The organism is Brevundimonas sp., from assembly GCF_051860745.1.
Classification (GTDB): domain Bacteria; phylum Pseudomonadota; class Alphaproteobacteria; order Caulobacterales; family Caulobacteraceae; genus Brevundimonas.
Genome location: NZ_JBHYDN010000015.1, coordinates 14,638 through 37,608, shown reverse-complemented (window position 1 = coordinate 37,608; position 22,971 = coordinate 14,638). Strand labels below are relative to the sequence as shown.

20 protein-coding genes are annotated in these 22,971 nt (G+C 68.3%); 5 read left to right on the top strand and 15 right to left on the bottom strand.

Features of this window, described 5'->3' with window-relative positions:
• Window positions 1-29 precede the first annotated feature (29 nt).
• From ACTIEW_RS13745 to ACTIEW_RS13730, 4 genes are all read right to left on the bottom strand, one after another.
• Window positions 30-644, bottom strand: a complete 615-nt coding sequence (locus tag ACTIEW_RS13745) for a M23 family metallopeptidase (RefSeq protein WP_439478468.1) — start codon at window positions 642-644, stop codon at window positions 30-32.
• Between the two features lie 216 nt (window positions 645-860).
• Entirely contained in the window at window positions 861-2,675 is a 1,815-nt protein-coding gene (locus ACTIEW_RS13740) for an autotransporter domain-containing protein (protein WP_439478467.1), read from the bottom strand.
• Between the two features lie 91 nt (window positions 2,676-2,766).
• Window positions 2,767-4,659: a phosphoglycerate dehydrogenase gene (gene serA, locus ACTIEW_RS13735; protein WP_439478466.1), complete on the bottom strand. Its 1,893-nt coding sequence runs from the start codon at window positions 4,657-4,659 to the stop codon at window positions 2,767-2,769.
• Window positions 4,660-4,712: 53 nt separating this feature from the next.
• Window positions 4,713-6,119, bottom strand: coding sequence for an SDR family oxidoreductase (locus ACTIEW_RS13730; protein ID WP_439478465.1), 1,407 nt, complete (start codon window positions 6,117-6,119; stop codon window positions 4,713-4,715).
• Window positions 6,120-6,270: 151 nt separating this feature from the next.
• Between ACTIEW_RS13730 and ACTIEW_RS13725 the strand changes: the two genes are divergently transcribed.
• Window positions 6,271-7,194: an Hsp33 family molecular chaperone gene (locus tag ACTIEW_RS13725; protein WP_439478464.1), complete on the top strand. Its 924-nt coding sequence runs from the start codon at window positions 6,271-6,273 to the stop codon at window positions 7,192-7,194.
• Between the two features lie 125 nt (window positions 7,195-7,319).
• Window positions 7,320-7,904 (top strand): hypothetical protein, encoded by a 585-nt coding sequence (locus ACTIEW_RS13720; RefSeq protein WP_439478463.1) that lies wholly within the window; start codon window positions 7,320-7,322, stop codon window positions 7,902-7,904.
• 75 nt (window positions 7,905-7,979) lie between these two features.
• On the opposite strand, the gene ACTIEW_RS13715 is transcribed toward ACTIEW_RS13720, so the two are convergent.
• From ACTIEW_RS13715 to ACTIEW_RS13680, 8 genes are all read right to left on the bottom strand, one after another.
• Complete coding sequence (locus ACTIEW_RS13715; protein ID WP_439478462.1) at window positions 7,980-9,812, bottom strand: gamma-glutamyltransferase family protein; 1,833 nt, start codon at window positions 9,810-9,812, stop codon at window positions 7,980-7,982.
• An 86-nt stretch (window positions 9,813-9,898) separates the two neighbouring features.
• Window positions 9,899-10,498, bottom strand: coding sequence for a PAS domain-containing protein (locus tag ACTIEW_RS13710; protein ID WP_439478461.1), 600 nt, complete (start codon window positions 10,496-10,498; stop codon window positions 9,899-9,901).
• A gap of 164 nt (window positions 10,499-10,662) precedes the next feature.
• On the bottom strand, window positions 10,663-11,352 hold the full coding sequence (phoB, locus tag ACTIEW_RS13705) for a phosphate regulon transcriptional regulator PhoB (protein ID WP_292028821.1): 690 nt from the start codon (window positions 11,350-11,352) through the stop codon (window positions 10,663-10,665).
• Window positions 11,353-11,368: 16 nt separating this feature from the next.
• The gene (gene phoU / locus ACTIEW_RS13700; RefSeq protein WP_439478460.1) at window positions 11,369-12,091 is read right to left on the bottom strand and encodes a phosphate signaling complex protein PhoU; all 723 of its coding nucleotides are present in this window, start codon (window positions 12,089-12,091) and stop codon (window positions 11,369-11,371) included.
• Between the two features lie 10 nt (window positions 12,092-12,101).
• Window positions 12,102-12,968, bottom strand: a complete 867-nt coding sequence (gene pstB, locus ACTIEW_RS13695) for a phosphate ABC transporter ATP-binding protein PstB (RefSeq protein ID WP_439478459.1) — start codon at window positions 12,966-12,968, stop codon at window positions 12,102-12,104.
• 4 nt (window positions 12,969-12,972) lie between these two features.
• On the bottom strand, window positions 12,973-14,259 hold the full coding sequence (gene pstA, locus ACTIEW_RS13690) for a phosphate ABC transporter permease PstA (protein WP_439478458.1): 1,287 nt from the start codon (window positions 14,257-14,259) through the stop codon (window positions 12,973-12,975).
• Complete coding sequence (pstC, locus tag ACTIEW_RS13685) at window positions 14,252-15,694, bottom strand: phosphate ABC transporter permease subunit PstC (RefSeq protein ID WP_439478457.1); 1,443 nt, start codon at window positions 15,692-15,694, stop codon at window positions 14,252-14,254. The genes pstA and pstC overlap by 8 nt, the downstream gene beginning before the upstream one ends.
• Before the next feature lie 137 nt (window positions 15,695-15,831).
• On the bottom strand, window positions 15,832-17,247 hold the full coding sequence (locus ACTIEW_RS13680) for a sensor histidine kinase (RefSeq protein ID WP_439478456.1): 1,416 nt from the start codon (window positions 17,245-17,247) through the stop codon (window positions 15,832-15,834).
• A gap of 145 nt (window positions 17,248-17,392) precedes the next feature.
• Between ACTIEW_RS13680 and ACTIEW_RS13675 the strand changes: the two genes are divergently transcribed.
• The gene (locus tag ACTIEW_RS13675; protein ID WP_439478455.1) at window positions 17,393-18,352 is read left to right on the top strand and encodes an ABC transporter ATP-binding protein; all 960 of its coding nucleotides are present in this window, start codon (window positions 17,393-17,395) and stop codon (window positions 18,350-18,352) included.
• On the top strand, window positions 18,349-19,737 hold the full coding sequence (locus tag ACTIEW_RS13670; RefSeq protein ID WP_439478454.1) for an ABC transporter permease: 1,389 nt from the start codon (window positions 18,349-18,351) through the stop codon (window positions 19,735-19,737). The genes ACTIEW_RS13675 and ACTIEW_RS13670 overlap by 4 nt, the downstream gene beginning before the upstream one ends.
• 290 nt (window positions 19,738-20,027) lie before the next feature.
• Here the strand turns inward: ACTIEW_RS13670 and rpsU are convergent, their stop codons facing one another.
• Window positions 20,028-20,285, bottom strand: a complete 258-nt coding sequence (gene rpsU, locus ACTIEW_RS13665) for a 30S ribosomal protein S21 (protein WP_056621430.1) — start codon at window positions 20,283-20,285, stop codon at window positions 20,028-20,030.
• 189 nt (window positions 20,286-20,474) lie between these two features.
• Between rpsU and ACTIEW_RS13660 the strand changes: the two genes are divergently transcribed.
• The gene (locus ACTIEW_RS13660; RefSeq protein WP_439478453.1) at window positions 20,475-21,155 is read left to right on the top strand and encodes a COQ9 family protein; all 681 of its coding nucleotides are present in this window, start codon (window positions 20,475-20,477) and stop codon (window positions 21,153-21,155) included.
• 183 nt (window positions 21,156-21,338) lie between these two features.
• Here ACTIEW_RS13660 and ACTIEW_RS13655 read toward each other — a convergent pair whose 3' ends face one another.
• Both ACTIEW_RS13655 and purE read right to left on the bottom strand, forming a co-directional pair.
• On the bottom strand, window positions 21,339-22,430 hold the full coding sequence (locus ACTIEW_RS13655) for a 5-(carboxyamino)imidazole ribonucleotide synthase (RefSeq protein WP_439478452.1): 1,092 nt from the start codon (window positions 22,428-22,430) through the stop codon (window positions 21,339-21,341).
• Window positions 22,431-22,922, bottom strand: a complete 492-nt coding sequence (gene purE, locus ACTIEW_RS13650; RefSeq protein ID WP_439478451.1) for a 5-(carboxyamino)imidazole ribonucleotide mutase — start codon at window positions 22,920-22,922, stop codon at window positions 22,431-22,433. It lies immediately after the preceding gene.
• Window positions 22,923-22,971 lie beyond the last annotated feature (49 nt).

Here is a 22,971-nt window from a genome sequence, read left to right as displayed (position 1 = left end):
GAAACCGTGGGCGACAGCCACGCTTGTCGTCAGGCGGCCACGACGACTTCGAAGGCGCGGCCCATGACCTTGACCGGATTGACCTGGCGTTCCCCGCGACGCACCTCGAAATGCAGGTGAGGGCCGGTCGAACGGCCGGTTGAGCCGACCAGACCGATACGCGCACCGGCCTCGACGGAATCGCCGGAAGCCACGTCCAGACGGCTGAGGTGGCCGTACAGGGTGGTCATGCCGTTCGGGTGGCGAATCTCGACGAATCGGCCGTAGCCGGCGGGCTCATAGCCGGTGCGCAAGACCGAACCCTCGGCCGAGACATAGACGCCGGTGCCGCGCGGGGCGGCGATGTCGACACCCGCGTGGTTTCGGGCGGCCTGTCCCGGCAGGCGGCGCAGGCCGAACGGCGAGTTGATTTCATAGTTCCGCACCGGCGCCTCGAAGGAGATCAGCCGCGTGACCGGCCCCGCCGGTTCGGCCACGGCGGTCATCGGCGGCGCTTCAGGCACCGCGAGGGCTTCGACCGGGGCGGAGTCAGGGGGGGCGGTCAGGGGCGCGGCGGCCATCGCCAGTACGGCGACGCCGGCAAGGCTGGCGGCCTGGCCTGAATGGATGAGAAACGACCGGGCGGTCGGCAACAGGCGTCGCATGGCGGCGTCAGCTCCGTCTTCGGCTCAAACGAGCGGGAGGGGGCGCCGGCGGCCGCAACGAGCGACACACTGCGGCCAGCGACCGGAAGAGCGCCGTTCTAAGACTCCATGGGGCTGCTTTGGGGCGGGCAGGGGCGGCAGGTCGTCGCAGGCCGGGAACGAAAAGGCGCGCGACCCGAAAGCCGCGCGCCCTGCTTCGTTAGCGGGAGTGAGCCGCTATTGGAGCGGCAGGCTGAAGGTGAGAGCGCCCACATGGCTGTTGGCGGTGTCGCCGAAGCGGCCGCGGTAGCCGAAGGTCATCTTTACTGGCCCCATGTCGGCCTCGATGCCCGCCGAGGCGATCAGCGAGCCGCCGAACGGATCATCGATCTGGCGGGCCAGAATCTGGGCCGGGTTGGCGGCGATGCCTGTGCGAACTGCGTCGCTGCCGTCGCCGAAGCTGTCGCGATAGCCGCCCTCGACGAAGAAGCTCATGCCTTCGCCGCCGCCTTCGGCCCGCAGCGTGAACTCGCCGCTGGCGGCCTGGACCGTGCGGTCCTGGTAGCTGTACTGGGCCGCCGGGCCCTGTTCGATATAGCCGTTGACGTCGGTCGAGACGTAGTTGACCGCGACGCGGGGCGACAGGCCGATGCCGCCCATGTCCATCCAGAAGCCGCCCTGGAGGCGGGCGCCGACGCTGCCGCCGGTCGTCTCGCCGGTATGGATGATCGGCGCCAGGGAGGTCACGCGGGTGATGTCGTCATAGTGGTCGACCGAACCGCCCACCGTGGCGTTGACGAAATGGCCGCCCGAGCGCCAGCCGCCGTAGATGTCGAAGGCATAGGTCTCGACGTCGAAGGCCATGGCCCCGGCCTCAACCTCGGCGGTCCGGAACGTCCCGGCGAAGCCGAAGCGCGCATTGGGCGACATGACGTGGTCCAGCCCGACCCGTCCGCCCCAGCCGGTGGCGTCGGCGGCGGCCACGGAGCCGCGGGCGTCTGTCTCGACGCTGTCGGCGATGGCGCCAAAGGTCAGGTTGGTGCCGGCCTGCCAGTCGGCGCGGCCGGACATCCCCTCGCTGGCGAGATCCAGCAGATCCTCACGCTGGCGGAAGCCGGTTTCGGCCTGGACGGTCGATTGGGCGCCGATGTCGCCATAGTAGAGGTAGTCGTTGGCCAGTCGGGCGATCAGTTGGTGGCCGGCCGCCGTCGGGTGTACGCCGTCCCAGTACAGGTAGGTGTTCGGGGTCGCGCAGGCCGTGATGCCGTTGAAGCAGGCGTCGGTCGCATTGGTCAGGCCGAAGGCCGCCGGATTGGCGGCCAGCGTAGCGCCGATCTTGTACAGATCGAACAGGATGATGTTGGACCCCGGTCGCGCGGCGGCCGTGGCCATCAGCCCACTCAGCAGGGCGCTGTTAAACGAGGTGCCGGCAAAATCGGCGAGCGGAGCGGCGGCGGTGCCGCGGAACTGCGGTGTGATCCCGAGGCTGGGCAGGTTGCCGACCAGAATGGTGCCCGCGCCGGCGCCGGCGACGCTGTTGACGAGGAAATTGATGTCAGCCGCCGCTGCCTGAACAACAGGGGTTATGGTTCCGGTCGGGTTCGCAGAGGCGCCGGCCGCGGGCAGGCCCTGGAAGATGTTGTTGGCGCCGCCGAGGATGCTGACCAGGTCCGTGGAGCGGAAGGTGCCGCCGGCGCCCGTATAGCCCAGCAGCTGATTGCGCATGCCGGGAGGGAAGGCTGATGAATCGGTCCGCGCGCCGCCGTAGGCGTAGTTGATGCTCCCGGTCACGGATGCGCCGGCCGCCGAACGTCCGGCATTGAAGCCGAGCAGTTCAGTGAACACCGGGCCGTTTGAGAACCGTCCCTGGAAATAGGGTGGTGAAGTCGGGCTGGTATTGCCGGTGGCGGCGTACAGGTTGCCGTTGTCGCTCAGGCTGTCGCCGAATACCACCAGGCGGCTGTAGGTCTGGGCGCTGGCGGCCGAGGCGACACCGCCGGCGGCGGCCACAGTCAGTACGGCAAGCGCCGCGTTGCACAGGAAACGAGACATCGATGATCCTCCCTCGGCCGTCATCATGCGACCGTTGCGGAACACTGTGCGCGCGTTTGGCGGGCGCGCAAGATGCCGCCGGGGAAGGTTTCTAGTGCAACATCCGGAACCGAAGCGTTCCGGCCACACTGCGCAGGCTCTGCAGGGCCTCCGGATCGTAGTCCCGGTCGACGTCGGTTATGACATAGCCGGTGTGCTCGTCGGTCTTCAGATGCTGGCCGAGGATGTTCAGACCGGCGGCCGCGAGGGCGCGGTTCAGCTCGGCCAGCACCCCCGGCTGATTGCGGTGGATGTGCAGGATGCGATGGGCGCCGTCGACCTCGGCCAGCTGCACATTGGGCAGGTTGACGCAGAAGGTGGTGTCGCCCCGGTTCAGATAGGCCAGCAGACGCTCGGCGGCGAAGGCGCCGATGGCTTCCTGGGCCTCTTCGGTGGATCCGCCGATGTGCGGGGTCAGGATGACATTGGGCAGGCCGCGCAGGGGGCTGTCGAACGGATCGGCGTTGGTGGCCGGCTCCTCGGGGAAGACGTCGACGGCGGCGCCCCCGATACGGCCCGATCCCAGCGCCTGGGCCAGGGCTCCGACATCGACCACATGGCCGCGCGACAGGTTCAGCAGCAGGGCCCCCGGCTTCATGCGCGACAGTCGGGCGGCGTCGATCAGGGCGGTGTTGGTCGTGCGCCCGTCGACATGGAGGCTGACCACGTCGCTCTCGGCCAGCAGGGCGTCGAGCGAGCTCATCCGGCGGGCGTTGCCGAGCGCCAGGCGTTCGGTCAGATCATGGAAGACCACCCGCATGCCCAGCCCTTCGGCCAGCACCGACAGCTGCGAGCCGATGGCGCCGTAGCCGACGATGCCCAGGGTCTTGCCGCGCAGCTCACGCGAGCCGGTCGCGGACTTGTTCCACTCGCCCCGGTGCATGGCGGCGGACTTGTCGGCGACGTCGCGCATTAGGGCGATGGTCAGGCCGACCGCCAGTTCGACCACCGAACGGGTGTTGGAATAGGGGGCGTTGAACACCGCCACGCCGCGGCCGGCGGCGGCGTCGAGATCGATCTGGTTGGTCCCGATGCAGAAGGCGGCGACGGCCATCAGCCGGTCGGCGGCTTCCAGAACGCGGGCGCTGACCTGGGTCTTGGAACGGACGCCCAGCACATGGACGCCCCGCACGGCCTCAATCAGGGCGTCCTCGTCCAGCGCGCCCTTGAGCGATTCGACCGAATAGCCGGCCTCCTCCAGCCGTTCGACGGCGGCGGGGTGGATGTTCTCGAGCAGCAGGATGCGGATGCGGCTCCGGGGGTAGGACCAGCGGCCGGACAGACCCTCGGCGTGCAGGAATTCGTCCATCGACGGCGACACGGCGTCAGCGGCGGCGACCACCCGCTCGCGGCGGACGATCTCGGTGAAAGCGTGGAAGCGGTCGGCCGCGCCATCCAGCTTCACCTCTGCGTCGGTCCAGCCGTCGCCGATCATGACCACGGGCCCGGTCAGGCCGAGCGCGCGGATGACGGCGGGCTTGCCGCCGGCCCGGGACAGGGGATTGGTTTCGTCGACGCCGGTCACGCGGCCTTCGGCGTCATAGACGAGGTCGTTGCACAACACCCGCTCGGACGGGACGTGAAGATGAACGGCGAGGGGGGCGATGACCTCGCGAAATCCACCCGAAAGAATGACAATCCGCCCCGCGTTCTCGCGGAAGAAGCGCAGGTTGCGGCGCACCGACGGCGTGCCCTCGTCGAGGATGCGACCGGCCAGTTCGGCGACATGGTCCCGGGTCAGGGGCAGCAGGGCCAGACGGCGATGCAGGGCCTCGCCGAAGGGCAGATCGCCGGCCATGGCCTGATCGGTCAGGGCGGAGACCCGGGCCCGGATCGCCGTGGCGTCCGGCGCGCCGGCGAGGGCTATGTCGGCCAACGCCTCCAGCGTCTCGATACGCACGAGGGTCGAGTCGAAATCGAAGACGTAGGTGGTCGAGTCAGCCATGCTCCGACCTTGGCCGACCTTCGCAGTTGCAGCAATAAGAGAGTGGTGCGACTCTAGAACTTGCCGAGGCTGCGAATGCGGCTGTCGGGACGGCGGACATCGAGGGCGGCGGCGCCGATGGCGGCGGCGATCGTCGCGAGAGCCAGCAGGGCGCCGCCTTCCTTGGCGTGGTCCTTGGCGTAGGCGCCCGCGTCATGGGCATATCGCTGAGCGGTCTTGCCGTGTTTCTTCAACGCCTTGCGTGAGGAATGTTGCGCGTCGTGGAGGATTTGCTCGCCGCGATGACGGGCGTCGCCGCCGAGGTCGGAGGCTCGCTCGCCCGCTTCGGACAGGCTGTGTCGGACGGTCTCGGCCAGATCGCCGAAGCGATCGCGCAGGGCGCCGGCATCAATCCAGCCGCGCGGGTCGATCCGGCCCCGCAGGCGCTCATACCGGGTCGGGCCGCTGCGCTGGCTCAGCAGCAGGGCGGCGATGCCGATGCCCGCGAGGACGGCGACGACGCCGCTGGCGATGCCGGGGTGTTTGCGGACTTCTGCGAGGGCGGAGAACTGGCGGACCATGGGATAGTGAACCTCTTCGGCGAGGCCGTCTTCGCTCGGGTCGTACAGCCCGTCGTCGTACGGCTCATAGGCGGAACTCCTGTCCCGCATCAGGGAAGGAGCGAACCGGGCGAAAAGTGGTTCCGCCAGACCGGGCAGGACGGAATAGAAGCTGGCGATCAGCCGCCCGCCGCCGCCGACGGTGATTTCGCGGATCGGGTGGCTGGCGCAATACAGGATGGTGTCGGCCACGACATGGGTCGCATAGACCGGCTGGGGGTTCTGGGTCGCGTAGCCGGTCAGGTTGCGCGCGTGCTTGCTGTAGGGGCTGTCGACCGCGGCCGGCTTGACCAGGCTGACGGTGATCGGGGCCTGTTCGCGCATCAGCTCCATGCGCAACGCATTGGTGAAGCCCTTCACCGCATGTTTGGAGGCCGAATAGACGCCCTGGATGGGCAGGGGCGCGTCCGAAAGGATCGAGCCGACATTGATGATAGCCCCGCCGCCCTCGCGGAGCCGCAGATGTTCAGCCGCCACCAGCGAGCCGTTGACCACGCCCCAGTAGTTGGTCTCGAACAGCCGCCGCTGGTCGTCGAGAGAGGTCACGCTGATGGCTCCGTAGATCGAGACGCCGGCGTTGTTGACCCAAGTGTCGAAGCCGCCGAACAGCCGCACGCATTTCTCCGCCGCCACGGACAGCGCCGCATGGTCGGCCACGTCGGCGACAGCCCAGGCCGCGCGGGCGCCCGTGGCCTGCAGTTCTTCGGTGAGGGTCTTCAGGTCGCCTTCGCCGCGCGCGATCAGGAAGACGCAGGCCCCCGCCCGCGCCGCGCGCCGCGCCGTCGCCAGCCCGATGCCCGAGGTGGCGCCGGTGATGACGATGGACTGTTCGTCCAGGGGTTTGAGCGTCGCTTTGGTCATGAAACCGCCGGGTCGGTGTGTTCGTATCGGGCTGCTGGAACGGGACCGAAACCCCGCCGGTTCCTGCTGTAGCACGCAGGCCTTACCATTCGCGATATGGACGCCTATCTGACGGCGCTTCCAGTCTCTTGCCGTTTTCCGAGGACCGCCCGTGACCGATCACGCGCACGATACAGCCGCCGCGCCCGTCGACGACCTGGCCGCCGCCTTCCAGATCGAGGGCTGGCCCGTGCGCGGCCGGATCGTGCGGCTGGGCGAGACCATCGACGCCATCCTGTCGGCCCATGCTTATCCGGAGCCGGTGGCGGCCCTGCTGGGCGAGGCCTGCGCCTTGGCGGCCCTGGTCGGTTCCAGCCTGAAGTTCGAAGGCCGGCTGATCGTTCAGGCGCAGGGCGACGGGCCGGTGCGCTATGTCGTCGCCGACTACGACACCGACGGTCATATGCGCGGCTATTGCCGCTTCGACGAGGACGAGGTCGCCGCGGCGTCCCAGGGTTTCGCCCGGCCGGGCGCGCGCTCGCTGCTGGGGCAGGGGGTGTTCGTCATGACCCTGGATCGCGGACCGGATTTCGAGCGCACCCAGGGCATCACCCCGATCGAGGGTGAGAGCCTGTCGCTGGCGGCCGAGCACTATTTCCAGCAGTCCGAACAGATCCCGACGAAGGTGCGGCTGGCGGTCGGGTCGGTGGTCACCGACGCGGGCGTCGGCTGGCGCGCCGGCGGGGCGCTGATCCAGCTGATCGCCGGCGACGATGTGCGCGGCTCGACCGAGGAGGTCTGGGACCGGTCGCGGGCTCTGTTCCAGACCCTCGCCGACGACGAGTTGCTGGACCCGACCATCACGCCCGAGATCCTGCTGTTCCGGCTGTTCCACGAGGATGGCGTACGGCTGGAGGACGCCCGGGCGCTGGTGGCGCAATGCCGCTGTTCGCACGAGCGGATCGCGGGGATGCTGACGTCGTTCGATCCGGCCGAGCGGGCCGACATGGTCGAGGCCGACGGCAAGATCCGGGTGACCTGCGAATACTGCGCAACGGTCTATGAGCTCGAGCCGGACGAGATCGCGGCGGCCTGACGGACGACGCTTTCTCGCCTCATTGCGAACATGAACGCGCCACAACGCGGCGCTCCCGACGACGTTCATCGAACGCGGTTTACTCCTCGCTTCGGGCCATTCAGGACCCAAGAGGAGCAACTGCCATGAATACCCTTTCAATCGGCGCCGTCTGCGCCTTCGCCTTGACCGTCTCCGGCGCCGCCGTGGCGCAGGATCGTCTGCCGTCCGGAATACAGGCCGCCCCGCGGCTGCCGGCCGGCGCCATGCCGCGCATCCTTCCGGGTGTAACAGCGCGCTGTCAGGTCAATCCCGCCGTCGCCAGCGTGACCCTGACCAAGGGCAGCCGTCGCGGTCAGGTCAGCGTCAGCTACGAGATCGTCAACCAGGGCCGCAGCGCCTGGAGTTCGGGACCGCGTCAGCAGGGCGTTCACCTGGCGGCCCACAACGGCAACACCGGCCGGACGTACCGCAATCATCAGGTCATGCCGGGCAGCGCGGCGGCGGGCGGAACCATGCTCCGCTTCTCGTCGCCCTACATCAACAACGCCTTCGATGATTTCGAGTTCGGCGGCCATGTCGACGTCTCGATCAGCTACGATCCCGACATCTATATCGACGGCAACAACTGCAACGACGACTCGAACGCGGCCAACAATCAGCTGCGGATCGAGAACGCCGACATCCTGGCCTTCATGCGGGGCTCGGCCACCAGCCGCACCTTCCGCTGACGGCGGCCGTGGTGAAGTATCGTACCGCCTCCCCGGGGCTGTCCCGCGGGAGGCGGATCGCTGTCTGGTGGGATCTCAATAGGCCAGCGCGAGCCCATCCTTGCGCATCTCCGACGCCGCGCCATAGGTCCACGGCCCGCGCGCGTTCGCCTGCCGCACCACATTCTGATAGCCGCCGAAGCCGCCGTTGGGGCCGCCCAGCGTCCAGCCCATGGCTTCCAACTGCGCCTTCGAGGCCGCTGGGACGCCGGTTTCCAGATGCAGCACGCCGACGCCCTCGGCGGGATGGCCGGTCGGTTCGGAGGAACCCTCATGCTGCCAGCGCGGGGCGTCGCCGGCCTCCTGCGGGTCGAGGCCGTAGTCGACCATGTTGATGATGATCTGGGCCTGGCCCTGCGGCTGCATGCCGCCGCCCATGACGCCATAGGCCATCCACGGCTCTCCGTCCTTGCAGGCGAAGCCGGGGATGATGGTGTGGAAGGGCCGCTTGCCCGGCGCATAGACGTTGGGGTGGCCGTCGGTGAGATTGAACAGTTCGCCGCGGTCCTGGAACATGAAGCCGAGGGTGGCGCCGTCGGGGCCGTCGGACACCAGACCCGAGCCCATGCCGCGATAGTTGGACTGGATCCAGCTGACCATCATGCCGTCCTTGTCGGCGACGCTGAAATAGGTGGTGTCGCCTTGCGTCGGCGCGTCACCGGGGAAGGCGCGGTCCATGACCCGGTCGGGACGGATCAGCCGCGCGCGCTCGGCGGCGTAGGCCTTGGAGTTCAGATATTCGACCGGGGTGCGGCTGAAGCGCTCGTCGGCGAACCATTTCGCCCGGTCCTCGAAGGCCAGCCGCTTGGCCTCGGCCTGATGGTGGATCGAGGCGGCGGACTGGAAGCCCATGCCCTTGAGGTCGAACTGTTCACAGATATTGAGGATCTGATTGGTCGACAGGCCCTGGGTGTTGGGGCCGAGGCCATAGACCTCGACGCCGCGGTAACCGGTGCGGATCGGCTCGACCCATTCGGTGCGGTGCGGGGCCATGTCGGCGCGAGTCAGCCAGCCGCCGATGCGGCGGAAATAGCGTTCGATGTGGTCGGCGATCGGGCCGTCATAGAAGGCGTCGCGGCCGCCCTCGGCGATCAGGCGGTAGGTGCGGCCCAGGTCGGGGTTGGCGAAGACCTCGCCGACCGCCGGGGTGCGGCCGTCGCGGGCATAGACCTTCTTGCGGTTGTCGTTCTCCTCGATGATCGCGGAGCGGCGATCGAAATTGGCCATGTTGCGCTCGAGGTACCAGGCGATCAGCTGGGGCATGGGCACGCCCTCCTCGCACAGCTCGGCCACCGGCAGCAGAACGTCCCTCCACGGCAGCTTGCCGTAGCGCTGATGCGCGCTCCACCAGGCGTCGACCGTGCCGGGAACATTGACCGTGACCGCGCCATAGGGGGGCAGGTAGCCGTCCTCGGCCTTCTTCGACCGCGCCGTCTCCAGCGACAGGCCGCGCGGGCTGTTTCCCGAACCGTTGAAGCCGACGACCTTTCGCTGGGCCGGGTCCCACATCATGCAGAAGGCGTCGCCGCCGATGCCGTTGGCGGTGGGCTCGAGGAAGCCGAGGGCGGCGTTGATGGCGATGGCCGCATCGATGGCCGAGCCGCCGCGCCTCAGGGTGTCGATGCCGATCAGGGTGGCGCGCGGATGGGCCGTGGCGGCGGCGCCGTGCTGGCCCCAGACGGTCGAACGGCCGACGAACTGGACCCCGCTGTTGCGGTTGCCGGGGCCGACGCCGGCGAAGGGATCGGCGGGAGTGGTCTGGCGGGGACGGGCGGCGGCGGGAGAGGGCGCGCTCACGGCAGTCGCGGCGGTTGTTCCGGCCAACAGCGCTCCGGCGGGCAGGGTTGTAAGGAAGGTGCGACGGCGCATGGGGGGCTCCCTGAACTGAGGGATGGACTCTAGCGGCTTGTCAGTCGGTGTGAAGGCGGGAATGTTCGACCCGGCGTCCCGCAACGTCAGGCGGCGGCCGGCGCTCGCAACAGCGGCAGGCCTGCCTCAAGTTCGGCCGCCTTGGCCTCGCACTCCTCGGCAAAAGTCCGCAGGGCGTGGATCGTCTGCGGATCGGTCAATCCGGCGATGAGCCGGCGGCACCGTTGGGCCTGGGTCTGAAGTTCCGCGATCTGCCGAATATCCGTGACGTCGAGCAGCAGATTGATGGCCCCGATGAGAACGCCGTCGCTGTCCAGGATGGGGGTTGGAAAGGGCGTGAAGACCACCCGCGTTCCGTCTGGTCGCTCAGCGACCGCGCAAACGCCCCGGATTCGATCCCGGGAGGCGATCGCCATCGCCATTGGACATTCGTGGTGCGGCAGGAAGTCGCCCGTTTCCGTGTACAGTTTCCAGGTGACGCACCAGCGGTCCTTGCCGACCGCCGGGAGTCGTCCGGCGAACCCGACACAGGCCGCGTTGAAGAACGACACCAGTCCGTCCGGGTCGGTCATGTAGATCGGCACGGGGAGCGCCTCGAGGGCCTCGTGCAGCGCGGCTTCCCCCTGATCCAGCCACCGCAGGGCCGAGACCAGTATTTCGTCGGACTTTGCAAGGAGGGCGTGCATCGTGAGCTTTTGCGGACGCCGAATGTACAAGGTCGTAGTCGGTGGCGCCGACCGAATATAGGCAACGGGCGTCAGGCCGACATCGTTGCCAGAGGGATCCGCTATTCCTCGACGTCGTGCTCGAGTGTTGCAATTTTGTCTGCCGCGCCGCCTGATGTCTGAGTTCAGCCCCCCAGATCGAGCGAATACCCCGCCGAGCGCACCGTCCGGATCGGATTCACCGTGCCCTCGACGTTCAGGGCCTTGCGGAGGCGGCCGACGTGGACGTCCACCGTCCGCGCCTCGACATAGACGTCCGAGCCCCAGACGGCGTCGAGCAGTTGCTCGCGGCTGAACACCCGGCCCGGGTGCTGCATCAGGTGGTCCAGCAGACGGAATTCGGTGGGGCCGAGGTGGATTTCCTGGCCTGAGCGGCGGACGCGATGCGCGACGCGGTCGATGACGATGTCGCCATGATTGAGCCGGTCGTCGGCCAGTCCGGGCCGGATGCGGCGCAGCACGGCGCGGATGCGGGCGATCAGCTCGCTCATCGAGAAGGGCTTGGTCAGATAGTCATCGGCGCCGGTGTCCAGACCGCGGATGCGGTCGCTTTCCTCGCCCCGCGCGGTCAGCATGATGATCGGCATGTTGCGCGTCTCGGACTTGCCACGGATGCGGCGGCAAACCTCGATCCCCGACAGTTTGGGCAGCATCCAGTCCAGCAGCACCAGGTCCGGCAGACGCTCCTCGATCTGCAGCATACCCTCTTCGCCGTCGGAGGCGACGACGACGCGATAGCCTTCCTTCTCAAGGTTGTAGGACAGGAGGGTCGCCAGAGCGTCCTCGTCTTCCATGACCAACACATAGGGCTGCACGGGCGTGGTCTCCGGTTCAGGCGGGCGACAGCGGTTCGGGAGCGGTTTCGGCGGCGTCGGGGTTCCAGCGCGGGCGCTCGCCCGCGAACTCCTGGCCGGTGATCTCGTAGTAGATGGTTTCGGCGATGTTGGTGGCGTGGTCGCCGATCCGCTCGAGGTTCTTGGCCATGAACAGCAGGTGGGTCCCGGCGGTGATCGTGCGCGGATCGCCCATCATATAGGTCAGCAACTCGCGAAACAGGGCGTTGTAGTGCTCGTCGACCTCGTCGTCGGTGTTCCAGACGGCGATGGCCCGGTCGATCTCGGCGGCGGCGTAGGCGTCCAGCACGTCACGCAGCCGCATGGAGACCAGCTTGCCCATCCGCTCGATCGAACGGGTCAGGGGTTGCATCGGCTCGCCCTCGGCGAGGATCAGGCCCCGCTTGGCGATGTTCTTGGCCAGGTCGCCGGTGCGCTCCAGATCGACGGCCAGCTTCATCGCGGCCAGGGTGCGGCGCAGGTCCGAGGCGACCGGTTGGCGCAGGGCGATCAGGCGAATGGCCTTGCGCTCGATGTCGCGGTGCATGGCGTCGAGCCGGGCGTCGCGATCAACCACGGCGCGGGCAAGGGCGACATCGCGGCGGGCCACGGAATCGACGGCGTCGGCGACCTGGGCCTCGGCCAGGCCGCCCATGCGGGCGACCTCGGCGGTCAGCTGGTTCAGTTCGTCGCCATAGGCCTTGACGGTGTGCTGGGGCATGCGGGCGGTCCTAGCCGAAACGGCCGGTGATGTAGTCGAGCGTGCGCCGCTCGCGGGGATTGGTGAAGATGTCTTCGGTGTCGCCAGTCTCGACCAGCCTGCCCATGTGGAAGAAGGCGGTGCGCTGGCTGACCCGGGCGGCCTGGGCCATGGAATGGGTGACGATCACGATGCAGTAGCGTTCGCGCAGTTCATCGATCAGCTCCTCGATCTTGGCCGTCGCGATGGGGTCCAGGGCCGAGCAGGGCTCATCCATCAAGATGACTTCAGGCTCCACGGCGATGGCGCGGGCGATGACCAGCCGCTGCTGCTGTCCGCCCGAAAGGCCGGTGCCGGGAGAGTGCAGGCGGTCGGCGACCTCTTCCCACAGGCCGGCGCGCTTCAGCGAGGCCTCGACCACGCCGTCCAGCTCGGATTTCGAAGCGGCCAGACCGTGGATGCGCGGGCCGTAGGCGACGTTCTCGTAGATGGTCTTGGGGAAGGGATTGGGCTTCTGGAACACCATGCCGACACGGGCGCGCAGCAGGACGGGATCGACGGACTTCGCATTGATGTCCTCGCCGTCCATCTCGATCCGACCGACAACGCGGGCGCCGGGGATGGTGTCGTTCATGCGGTTCATGGTCCGCAGGAAGGTCGACTTGCCGCAGCCGGAAGGACCGATCAGGGCGGTGACCGTCTTGTCCGGAATATCCAGCGAGACGTCGTAGAGCGCCTGTTTGTCGCCATAGAAGACCGAGACGTCGCGGGCGGCGATCTTGGTCGGTCCCATGGGCGCGGAACTGTGCACCACCGGCGGAGCGGCGATCACGGGCGTGTCGGGGCCTGAGCCCCCGCCCTCCGATCCGTCCGGTGCGCGAAAGAGGTTGAACTTCATTTTCTTACCACCGGCGTTCAAACCGCCGCCGCAGAAAAATGGCGCCGGCGTTCATGACGATCATGAAGGCGAGGAGGACGAGGATGGCCGCGGCCGTCCGTTCGTGGAAGGCGCGCTCCGAGGCGTTCTCCCAGATATAGACCAGCGAAGGCAGGGCCCCGCTGGGTTCGCCGATCGCGGCGGGAATGCCCGGGATAAAGCTGACCATGCCGATCAGCAGCAACGGAGCCGTCTCGCCAAGGGCGTGGGCCATGGAGATGATCGCGCCGGTCATCACACCGGGCATGGCCAGAGGCAGGGTGTGCTGGAACACCGTCTGGGTCTTGGACGCGCCCATGGCCAGGGCCGCCTCGCGGATTGAGGGCGGCACGGCCTTCAGCGAGGAGCGGGTGGCGATGATGATGGTCGGCAGGGCCATCAGGGCGAGGACCAGACCTCCGACCAGCGGGCTGGCGCGCGGCAGGTGCATCCAGTTGATGAACAGGGCCAGACCCAGCAGGCCGTAGATGATCGAGGGCACGGCGGCGAGGTTGTTGATATTGACCTCGATCAGGTCGGTTATCCGTCCACGAGGCGCGAACTCCTCGAGGTACAGCGCCGCGCCGACGCCCAGCGGAATGGCGATGAAGGCGGTGACGAGCAGCATCAGGGCCGAACCGACCACGGCGCCCAGCACCCCGGCCAGCTCCGGCTCGGTGGAGTCGCCCCTGGTGAAGAGGCCGGTGTTGAAGTGGACGGCGACCTGGCCGGAGGCCTTCATCCGGTCCAGCCAGTCGATCTGGACATCGGACAGGCGGCGCTGGTCGGCTGGCGTGTCTCGCGAAATCTCGCCCTTCAGATACAGGTCGGCGTCGTCGGACACGGGGGCCGCGATCGGCACAGTCTGGCCGATCAGGCCGGGATTGGACCGGATCCGGTCGGCGGCGACGTATTTCAGCTCGGACGAGAACAGGCCGCGCATGGCGGTCGCCTGCGTGCCCGGCGCATCGTCGGCGACGCCGAACCGCACCAGTTGCTGCTCGGCCACCAGCAGTTCGAAATTGGTCCCCTGCGGATAGCCGCGGTCGATACGGGCCGGGTCCATATAGACCGGCACGGTCAGGCTGTGGGTGTAGAAGGCCGTGTGGCCCTGTTCGATGATCCGGCCCAGCAGCAGCAGCAGAAAACCAACGGCCACGCCGATGGCCAGCAGGCCGTAAAGCTTGAACCGCCCTTCCCGAGCGTATCGGCGCTTGAGCCCGGCTCGCAGGCGTTCGGCGCGCATTTTCGAGGTGACGGGCGTCTCAGTCATACTGCTGCCGGTAGGTCTGGACGATGCGCTGGGCGACGATGTTCAGCGCCAGGGTGACGAGGAACAGGGTCAGGCCGAGGCCGAAGGCGGACAGGGTCTTGGGGCTGTTGAACTCCTGATCGCCGGTCAGCAGGGTGACGATCTGGACCGTGACGGTGGTGACGGTGTCCAGCGGATTCAGGGTCAGGCGAGCGGCGAGGCCGGCGGCCATGGTGACGATCATGGTCTCGCCGATGGCCCGCGACATGGCCAGCAGCATGGCGCCGGCGACGCCGGGCAGGGCCGCGGGCAGCAGAACGCGTTTCACCGTTTCGGACTTCGTCGCGCCCATGGCGTAGGAGCCGTCGCGCAAGCTCTGCGGCACGGCGTTGATGATGTCGTCCGACAGGGATGACACGAAGGGGATCAGCATGATGCCCATGACCGCGCCGGCGACCAGGGCCATCTGATTCTGGACCAGCATCAGATACTGGCCGAGACCGTCCAGCGGCCCGCCGACCATCAGGGCGCCCAGGCCGTTGAAGAATTCGCGGAAGGCCGGGCCGACGGTCAGGGCGGCGAAGAAGCCGTAGACCACGGTCGGCACCCCGGCGAGGATCTCCAACACCGGCTTGACCGTCGCGCGGAAGATCGGTCCGGCGTACTCCGACAGATAGATGGCCGAGAACAGCCCTACCGGCGCGGCCACGGCCATGGCGATCAGCATGATGAGAAAGGTGCCTGCGAACAGGGGCAGGGCGCCGAAGGCGCCGGTCGAACCGACCTGATCGGCGCGAATCGCGGTCTGGGGGCTCCACTGGGTTCCGAACAGGAATTCGGTGATCGGCACCGAGGCGAAGAAGCGGAATGAATCATAGATCAGCGAGGCGATGATGCCGACGGTGGTCAGGACGGCGACGGCCGAACAAGCGAACATCAGGCCGATGATCCACCCCTCGACGCGATTGCGGGCTCGCATGCCGGGGCGGATCTGGCTGAAGACGAACAGGGCGCCCGCCAACGCCGCCAGCGAAGCGCCCACGATGCCGCCGAGGTCCAGCATCTGGCCGATGCGGGCGGCGCGACGGCCCTCAGCCGGCAGGAGCTCGGCGTAGGGCGCGGGCCAGATCTGCACCGCGGCCCTGCCGTCGCCCACGGCGCGGGCGTCCGCGAAGAAGGCCTCGCGGCGGAATGGTTCAAGCTGCTGCACTGCCTCGGGCGCGCCAGAGGCGGTCAGTTGCTGCTCGATATCGGGCGAGAAGACAGAGGCCGCCATCAGCACGATCAGGGCCGGGACCGTGGTCCAGATCAGGGCGTAGGCGCCGTGCTGGCCCGGACGGGAATGGGACCGTTCTCCGGCGGGCAGAGCCAGGCCGCGCCGACGCGCCATCGTCCGGCCGCCGACATAGGCGGCGACGGCTGCGGCGATCAGGATCGGCAGGAAAAGCCAGGTCATGGACGTCCGGGAGAGCAGAATCGGGCCGCCCGGTCGCCCGGTTCGCCCCGGGGCGATAACTGCCCCGGAATGGTCAGCGGATTACGACGGCGCCATGACAGTTCTGTTACGCTGTGAGGCCTCGGGCGGGCCTCGTGTCACGAAGGCGTCACGGCGTCACGGCGCGGGGCGACCGGGAAGTAGGCGGTGAAGGCCGCACCCTGCCCCGGCGCGCTCTCGACCGTCAGCCCGCCGCGGTGCCGGTTGACGATATGTTTGACGATGGCGAGACCCAGGCCGGTGCCCTGGCGTTCGCCGCTCTTCTGGCCCTCGACGCGATAGAAGCGTTCGGTCAGGCGCGGCAGGTGCTCGCGCGCCATGCCCGGGCCGTGGTCGCGCACGGTGACGGCGGCGAAGCGCTGGCCTGTCTCGCGGTCCGGGGTGACCAATGGCAGCCGGGTCGCCCCGTCGCCGCGATTGCCGCCAGACCAGGGGGCTGCGGCCTCGTCCAGGGCGATGTCGGGCCGGATCAGGATCTCGACCGTCCCGCTGGCGGGAGAATATTTGATGGCGTTGTCGACGAGGTTCTGGACGACCTGCAGGATCTCGTCCCGGTCGCCGTTTACGGGCGCGCTGATGTCGCGATCTTCCAGCTGGACGACGACGTTGCGGTCGGCGGACAGCACGCTGACCGCATCGACCACATCGGCGGCGGCGCGGGCGAGGTCGACCCGGCCGGCGGGCGGGATGTGTTCGTTCAGCTCGATCCGGCTGAGCGACAGCAGGTCGGAGACCAGCCGGCTCATCCGGTCGGCCTGGGTGGCCATGATGTCGAGGAAGCGGTCACGCGCCTTGGGGTCGTCGCGGGCGTGGCCCTTCAGCGTCTCGATGAAGCCGGAAAGGGAGGCCAGCGGCGTCTTCAGTTCGTGGCTGGCGTTGGCCAGGAAATCGACGCGCATCAGCTCCATGCGGCGCACGTCGGTCTCGTCGCGCAGGATGACGAGAGCCAGCGGTCCTGACTGCGCCTGCGCGAGGGGCTGGGTCACCGCCCGCCAGTGCCGCGTCTGGGCGCCGACGCCGGCGTAGTCGGTGGTGCGGGTCAGGCCGCCGAACAGGGCTTCGTCCACCGCCTCCAGCACCGCCGGGTCGCGCAACACCGGGACCAGCAGCCCGCCTTCGCGCTGGATGCGCAGCAGGTCGCGGGCGGCGGCGTTGGCCAGGACGATGCGACGCCCGGCGATGTCGTCGGCCTCGCCGCCCGAAACCACGAGGACAGGGTCGGCCAGGGCCTCGAAAACGCTCTCCAGCAGGGTCGCTTCGGCTTCCAGCGGCCCCTCGGACGGAGCGAGGCCGGGCGCGTCGGTCGACCGGGCCGAGGCAGGCGGACTTCGATTCAGAATCCAGGCCGAGAGGCCGATCAGGGCCGCGCCCCCGAGCAGCCAGGGGGCCATGCCGGGTTGATAGACGGCCAGAGCGACGAGCACCGCGATGGCGATCCCCGTGCTGGCGCCGGCCGTCCACAGGCGTGATCCGGCCTGGAGAGCCACGGGTGAGGGAGAGACTTCGTAGGGCATTCACGCTTTCATCGGACGCGCGACTCGTGTCGGCGAACATGACACGGAAATGATGACAACGGGGCATCGGGGGTGCGAGACCGCTTGTCAAACGTCCTTTACACACCTAGTCCTGAGTGGAACAGAGACGGGCAGGGGAGAGATCATGGCGGCGGCGTTGACGCTCGAAGGGGTGAGCAAACGGTACGGCGACTTCCAGGCCGTGCGCGATCTGAGCTTTCAGGTCGAGAAGGGCACCATCTGCGGCTTCCTGGGCCCGAACGGGGCCGGCAAGACCTCGACCATCCGCATGATCCTTGGGCTGCAGGGAGTGACCTCGGGCCGAATCGGCATTCTCGGGGCCGATGACGGCCGCAAGGTGCGTGACCGGATCGGCTTTCTTCCGGAGGAACGCGGTCTCTACAAGAAGATGACGCCGGTGGACGCCATCGCCTTCTTCGGCGCCCTGAAGGGCCTGCCGACCGGCGAAGGCCGCAGGCGCGCGCGCGAAATGCTGGACGCCCAGGGGCTGGGCGCGTCCAGGAACAAGAAGATGAAGGAGCTGTCCAAGGGGATGGCCCAGAAGGTCCAGCTGATCGCGTCGGTGGTGCACCGGCCCGAGTTCGTCATTCTCGACGAGCCGTTCTCGGGACTGGACCCGGTCAACCAGCAGGGGCTGGAGGCGGTTATCCGCCAACTGGCGACGGACGGGGCGACGGTGTTGTTCTCGACCCATGTGATGCAGCATGCCGAGCGGCTGTGCGACAAGGTCGTGCTGTTGGCCCGGGGTCAGAAGGCCTTCGAAGGCACGGTGAACGAGGCCCGGTCGACAACGCCGCGGTTCCTGGAACTGGAAGGCGCCATTGCGCCGGAACAGGCCGCGGGCCTGCCCGGCGTCAGCGCAGTCGAGGTGGTGTCCGAGCATGACGGGGTGCGCGTCCTCAAGGCGGCGCTGGGTCAGGGCGGTCGGGGTCAGGACGCCCTCAAGGCCGCCTTCCTCGGCGGGCTGGATGTGCGTCGGTTCGAGCTGCGCGAACCCAGCCTCCACGACGCCTTTATCGGCTTGACCGGCGACAATCCCGATATCGACCAGTCGGTGAAGACCGGCGCGGAGGCCGCCCGATGAAACGCATCCTGCTGATCGCGCGGCGTGAGTACGCCGCCTACGCCAAGACGGTGGGCTTCTGGCTGTCGCTTCTGGCCCTGCCGATTTTCGGCGTGCTAGGCGGCGCCTTGCCCGCCCTGATGATGTCTTCAGAACCGGCGCGCGACGTCGTCGTGCTGGAAGAAGGTCCGCAGGCCGAGGGGCTGGCCGCGGCCGTCCAGGACGCTGTTCGGCGTGAGCGTGAACGGCGCGAAGTCCGGCAGCAGGAAGCCGCTGCGATGGCTGAGAAGCAGGGCGGCAAGGCGGGCGCGTCCGCCGCCGGAGAGGCTCTGAACCGGCTGGGCGGGTTGCGTCTGCGGATCGTGGCCGCGCCGGCGGAGCTGGTCGCGGCCGGGCCGGGCCAGCCGCGCGAGGCGCTGGCGCGACGCTATCTCGGAGATGATGTCTCCGAGGCCGACCAGCTGGATTCGGTGGTTCTGCTGAACCGCATCGACGGCAAGCCCACGGCCCGCGTCTGGACCCGTCGGGCCACGGACGACACCGTCGAGGACTTTGTTCGCGACGCCCTGAAGGGGGCCAACCGGCGTGAGGTCTTTGAGCAGGCCGGGATCAACCCGGTCGTGGTCGAGGAGACCGAACGGTTCCGTCCGACGGTGACGGCTCTGTCGCCGAAGTCCGCGACGGGAGGGGAGGTGTCGTTCCGTGACCAGCTGCCCGGCATCATCGGCCTTATGTCGGGTTTCCTGCTCTGGTCGCTCATCATCACCGGCGCCTCCATCCTGCTGAACAGCGTGATGGAGGAGAAGGCGAACAAGATCCTTGAGGTCCTGCTGTCCTCGGCCTCGGCGACCGAAATCCTGACCGGAAAGGTTCTGGGCGTGGCCATGCTGACCACCACAGTCCTGCTGGTCTGGGGCGGGATCGGGGCGATCGGTCTGATGACGGGCCTGCCGCAGTACGCGGGCATGATCGGCGAGGTGCTGCTGGAAGGCGGGATGCTCGGCTATTTCGCGGCCTACGCCATCGGCGGCTATCTGATGTACGCCGTGCTGTTCGCGGCCATAGGCGCCTTCTGCGAGACTCCGCGCGACGCCCAGACCCTGATGGGGCCGATCATGATGATCCTGGTCGTTCCCCTGCTGGTCATGCAGATGGCCTTGCGGACTCCCGACGCGCCGCTTGTGCAGATCCTGTCGTGGGTGCCGTTCTTCACCCCCTTCCTGATGAGCGCCCGGGCGCCGTCCGAGCCGCCGATGATCGAGGTCGTCGGCACCATGGCGGGCATGTTCGCCTTCGCCCTGTTCATGGTCTGGATCGCCGGCCGGGCGTTCCGGGCGGGCGCGCTGTCCGACGTGAAGCTGAGCTGGAAGAGCTTTGCGGGCGCGATCCGGGGCGGAGGAAAATAGGGCACAAGCTGTCGTCATCCTCCGGCAAGCCGCTTCTTCGCGGCGCAGACCGGGGGACCCATCGTCATCCTTCGGCCGAGCGAAGCTCGGACCGGGGGAGGCGCGCGCGAGCGCGATCCTGCCGGGAGCGCCGTTGTTCGCTACAGCCTGCCTGAACAGATCGCCTTCGGCGCCGCTGGGTCCCCCGGTCTCGCTACGCTCGCCGGAGGATGACGATAGCAAGGCAAGAAAAGGGCCGCTCCGGTTTTCCGGGGCGGCCCTTGATCTGTTCGTTCGGTGTCGACCGGGGTTTAGCCGCGGCTCGGGCCGCCCACGCCCGGAACCCGGGGCTTCGGCGGCGGCAGCAGGCCTTCGCGCTGCATGCGCTTGCGGGCCAGCTTGCGGGCGCGGCGCACGGCCTCGGCCTTCTGGCGGGCGCGCTTCTCCGAGGGCTTCTCGTAGTGCACGTGGCGCTTCATCTCGCGGAAGCTGCCTTCGCGCTGCATTTTTTTCTTGAGGGCCTTGAGCGCTTGATCGACGTTATTATCGCGAACGAAAATCTGTACCAGGTTGAACTCTCCTTTGGCCGCCCGCCGCGCACCTCGAAAGGGAGACGGGCAGACAAATAAAATCTCGGTCCGGCAGACAGGGTCCGCGGATGAAGGCGGGCTGATACACGTTCGCCCCCCGCCTGTCCAGATCGTCGCGCGTCTATCTCAAGCCTCGAAACGCCCGCCGGACGGGGATATGCTGTCGCCATGACCGATGCGCCACACCTGTCGAACGACCCGTCCCAGGGAGACTGGGCCGACCGCATGGAGCAGACCGTGCTGGACGCCGCCCTGACCCTCGCGCCCCGGCTGGGCTGGAACAGCCGGATGGTGAGCGCGGCCTGCGACGCCTGCGGCCTGTCGTTGGGCGACGAGGAACTGCTGCTGCCCAACGGCGCGCGTGATCTGGCGGCCCTGCTGTCGCGGCGACATGACGACCGGGCGCTGGCTGAACTGGGCGAGGTCGATGCGAAGTCGCTGAAGATGCGCGAGCGAATCGCGGCGGCGGTCTCCGCCCGCATGGAGGCCGGGGCGACCGATCTGGAGGCCACGCGCCGCTGCGCCGCCTTCCTGGCCCTGCCGCCCAACGCCGATCTGGGGCTGAAACTGGCCTGGGAGAGCGCCGACCACCTGTGGAACTGGGCCGGGGACACGGCGACCGACTGGAACCACTATTCCAAGCGGGCGATCCTGTCGGGCATCCTGATCCCGGCCCTGACCATGCGCTGGTTCGACGGGCGCGAGGCTGCGGAAGCTTTCGTCGCGGCCCGGATCGAGAACGTGATGGCCTTCGAGAAGTGGAAAGCCGGCAAGGATTTCGACGCGCCGCTGAAGAACGTCACGGATGTGCTGAGCCGGATGCGGTACGGGGCGAAGGCTCCTCAATAGCTATCGTCATTCCGGGCGAAGCGCAGCGGAGACCCGGAACCCAGCGGCGCGCGGGAGCGCGAAGCTGTCGGGAGCCCCGGCGTCGGGTATTTTTAGAGCAGTGTTTCGCCGCCGCCGCGGCGCCGCTGGGTTCCGGGTCTCCGAGGCTTCGCCTCTCCGCCCGGAATGACGATAGCAAAAGGACTACAGCGCCCTGACCCGGTTCACATGGCCCATCTTGCGGCCTTTGCGGGCCTCGGCCTTGCCGTAGAGGTGCAGGCGGGCGTCGGGCTTGGCGGATAGAGCTTCCCACTTCCTGATGTCGTCGCCGAGCAGATTGATCATCTCCACCCGGGCATGGGCCGTGGTCGGGCCCAGCGGCCAGCCGGCGAGGGCGCGGATGTGCTGTTCGAACTGGTCGCAGACGCAGCCGTCCTGGGTCCAGTGGCCGGTGTTGTGGACCCGCGGCGCGATCTCGTTGACCAACAGCAGGCCGGCGCCGAGGTCGAACAGCTCGATCCCCATGACGCCGACATAGTCCAGCCCCTCGAGAATGGCGGCTGCGATGGCGTGGGCGCGCGCCTCCGTCTTCGCATCGACTTTTGCGGGGGCGAGGGTGGTCTTGAGGACACCGCCCTTGTGGATGTTCTCGCCCAGCGGATAGATGGCGACGGCCCCGTCCCGGCCGCGGGCGCAGATCACGGACAGTTCACGCTGGAACGAAGCCCTGGCTTCAAGAATAGCCGGGCGTTCGCCGATCGTCTTCCAGGCCTTGGCGGCTTCAGCGGGCGCCTTGATCCAGACCTGTCCCTTGCCGTCGTAGCCCTCGCGCCGGGTCTTCAGCAGGGCCGGCGTCCCCAGTCGGTCGACGGCGTAACGGAGCTCTTCGAGGGTGTCGATGGCGGCGAAGGCCACGGTCGGGGCGCCGACGCTGTTGAGGAAGGTCTTTTCGTCGACGCGGTCCTGGGCCACAGCCAGCGCCGTAGGGCCGGGCGCGACGACGGCCCCGCCCTCGACCAGCCGTTCGACCGAGCCGGCGGGGACGTTTTCGAACTCGAAGGTGACGGCCTGACAGGTCTGGCCCAGAACGGTCAGGGCCGTGGGATTGTCATAGGCGGCGACGATCTGCCCCTGGGAGACCCGGCCGGCCGGGCTGTTCTCCTCGGGGTCGAGGATGACGACGTTGAAGCCGAGGCGCGAAGCGGCCTGGCTGAGCATCCGCCCCAGCTGGCCGCCGCCGAGGATGCCGAGGGTCGAGCCGGGCGGCAGGGGCGAGGCTTTGAGCGTCAGGGCCACTCAGTCCTCGACGGTTTCGTGCACGGCCTCGGTCTGGGCCTCGCGGAAGGCGGTCAGCCGTCCGGCCAGGACCGGATCCGACAAAGCCAGGATCTGGGCGGCGAGAATGCCGGCGTTCTTGGCTCCGGGTTCGCCGATGGCCAGGGTCGCGACCGGCACGCCGCCGGGCATCTGGGCGATCGACAGCAGGCTGTCCATGCCCTTGAGGGATTTCGATTCGACCGGCACGCCCAGCACCGGCAGTTCGGTCATCGAGGCGGCCATGCCCGGTAGGTGGGCGGCGCCGCCGGCGCCGGCGATAATCACCTTGAAGCCCGCGGCGCGGGCGCCGGTGGCGAAGTCGAACAGGCGTTTGGGGGTGCGATGGGCGCTGACCACGCGGGCGTCCCAGGCCACACCCAGCCGGTCGAGGGCGTCGGCGGCGTGCTTCATCGTCGGCCAGTCGGAGCGGCTGCCCATGATGATCGCCACTGGTGGTGTCCCGGTCGTCATGGATGCGCGCCCTTTTCGCGGGAAAGCGGCGCGATACAGGACTCGCGTT

Bases quoted from the DNA above. Each gene is read 5' to 3' on its own strand.
- ACTIEW_RS13740 (WP_439478467.1), bottom strand. From the start codon at position 2,675: ATGTCTCGTTTCCTGTGCAACGCGGCGCTTGCCGTACTGACTGTGGCC.
- ACTIEW_RS13730 (WP_439478465.1), bottom strand. From the start codon at position 6,119: ATGACCAAAGCGACGCTCAAACCCCTGGACGAACAGTCCATCGTCATC.
- ACTIEW_RS13715 (WP_439478462.1), bottom strand. From the start codon at position 9,812: ATGCGCCGTCGCACCTTCCTTACAACCCTGCCCGCCGGAGCGCTGTTG.
- purE (WP_439478451.1), bottom strand. From the start codon at position 22,922: ATGACGACCGGGACACCACCAGTGGCGATCATCATGGGCAGCCGCTCC.
- serA (WP_439478466.1), bottom strand. From the start codon at position 4,659: ATGGCTGACTCGACCACCTACGTCTTCGATTTCGACTCGACCCTCGTG.
- ACTIEW_RS13675 (WP_439478455.1), top strand. From the start codon at position 17,393: ATGGCGGCGGCGTTGACGCTCGAAGGGGTGAGCAAACGGTACGGCGAC.
- pstC (WP_439478457.1), bottom strand. From the start codon at position 15,694: ATGACCTGGCTTTTCCTGCCGATCCTGATCGCCGCAGCCGTCGCCGCC.
- phoU (WP_439478460.1), bottom strand. From the start codon at position 12,091: ATGCCCCAGCACACCGTCAAGGCCTATGGCGACGAACTGAACCAGCTG.
- ACTIEW_RS13745 (WP_439478468.1), bottom strand. From the start codon at position 644: ATGCGACGCCTGTTGCCGACCGCCCGGTCGTTTCTCATCCATTCAGGC.
- ACTIEW_RS13710 (WP_439478461.1), bottom strand. From the start codon at position 10,498: ATGCACGCCCTCCTTGCAAAGTCCGACGAAATACTGGTCTCGGCCCTG.
- ACTIEW_RS13660 (WP_439478453.1), top strand. From the start codon at position 20,475: ATGACCGATGCGCCACACCTGTCGAACGACCCGTCCCAGGGAGACTGG.
- pstA (WP_439478458.1), bottom strand. From the start codon at position 14,259: ATGACTGAGACGCCCGTCACCTCGAAAATGCGCGCCGAACGCCTGCGA.
- pstB (WP_439478459.1), bottom strand. From the start codon at position 12,968: ATGAAGTTCAACCTCTTTCGCGCACCGGACGGATCGGAGGGCGGGGGC.
- ACTIEW_RS13670 (WP_439478454.1), top strand. From the start codon at position 18,349: ATGAAACGCATCCTGCTGATCGCGCGGCGTGAGTACGCCGCCTACGCC.
- ACTIEW_RS13680 (WP_439478456.1), bottom strand. From the start codon at position 17,247: ATGCCCTACGAAGTCTCTCCCTCACCCGTGGCTCTCCAGGCCGGATCA.
- ACTIEW_RS13720 (WP_439478463.1), top strand. From the start codon at position 7,320: ATGAATACCCTTTCAATCGGCGCCGTCTGCGCCTTCGCCTTGACCGTC.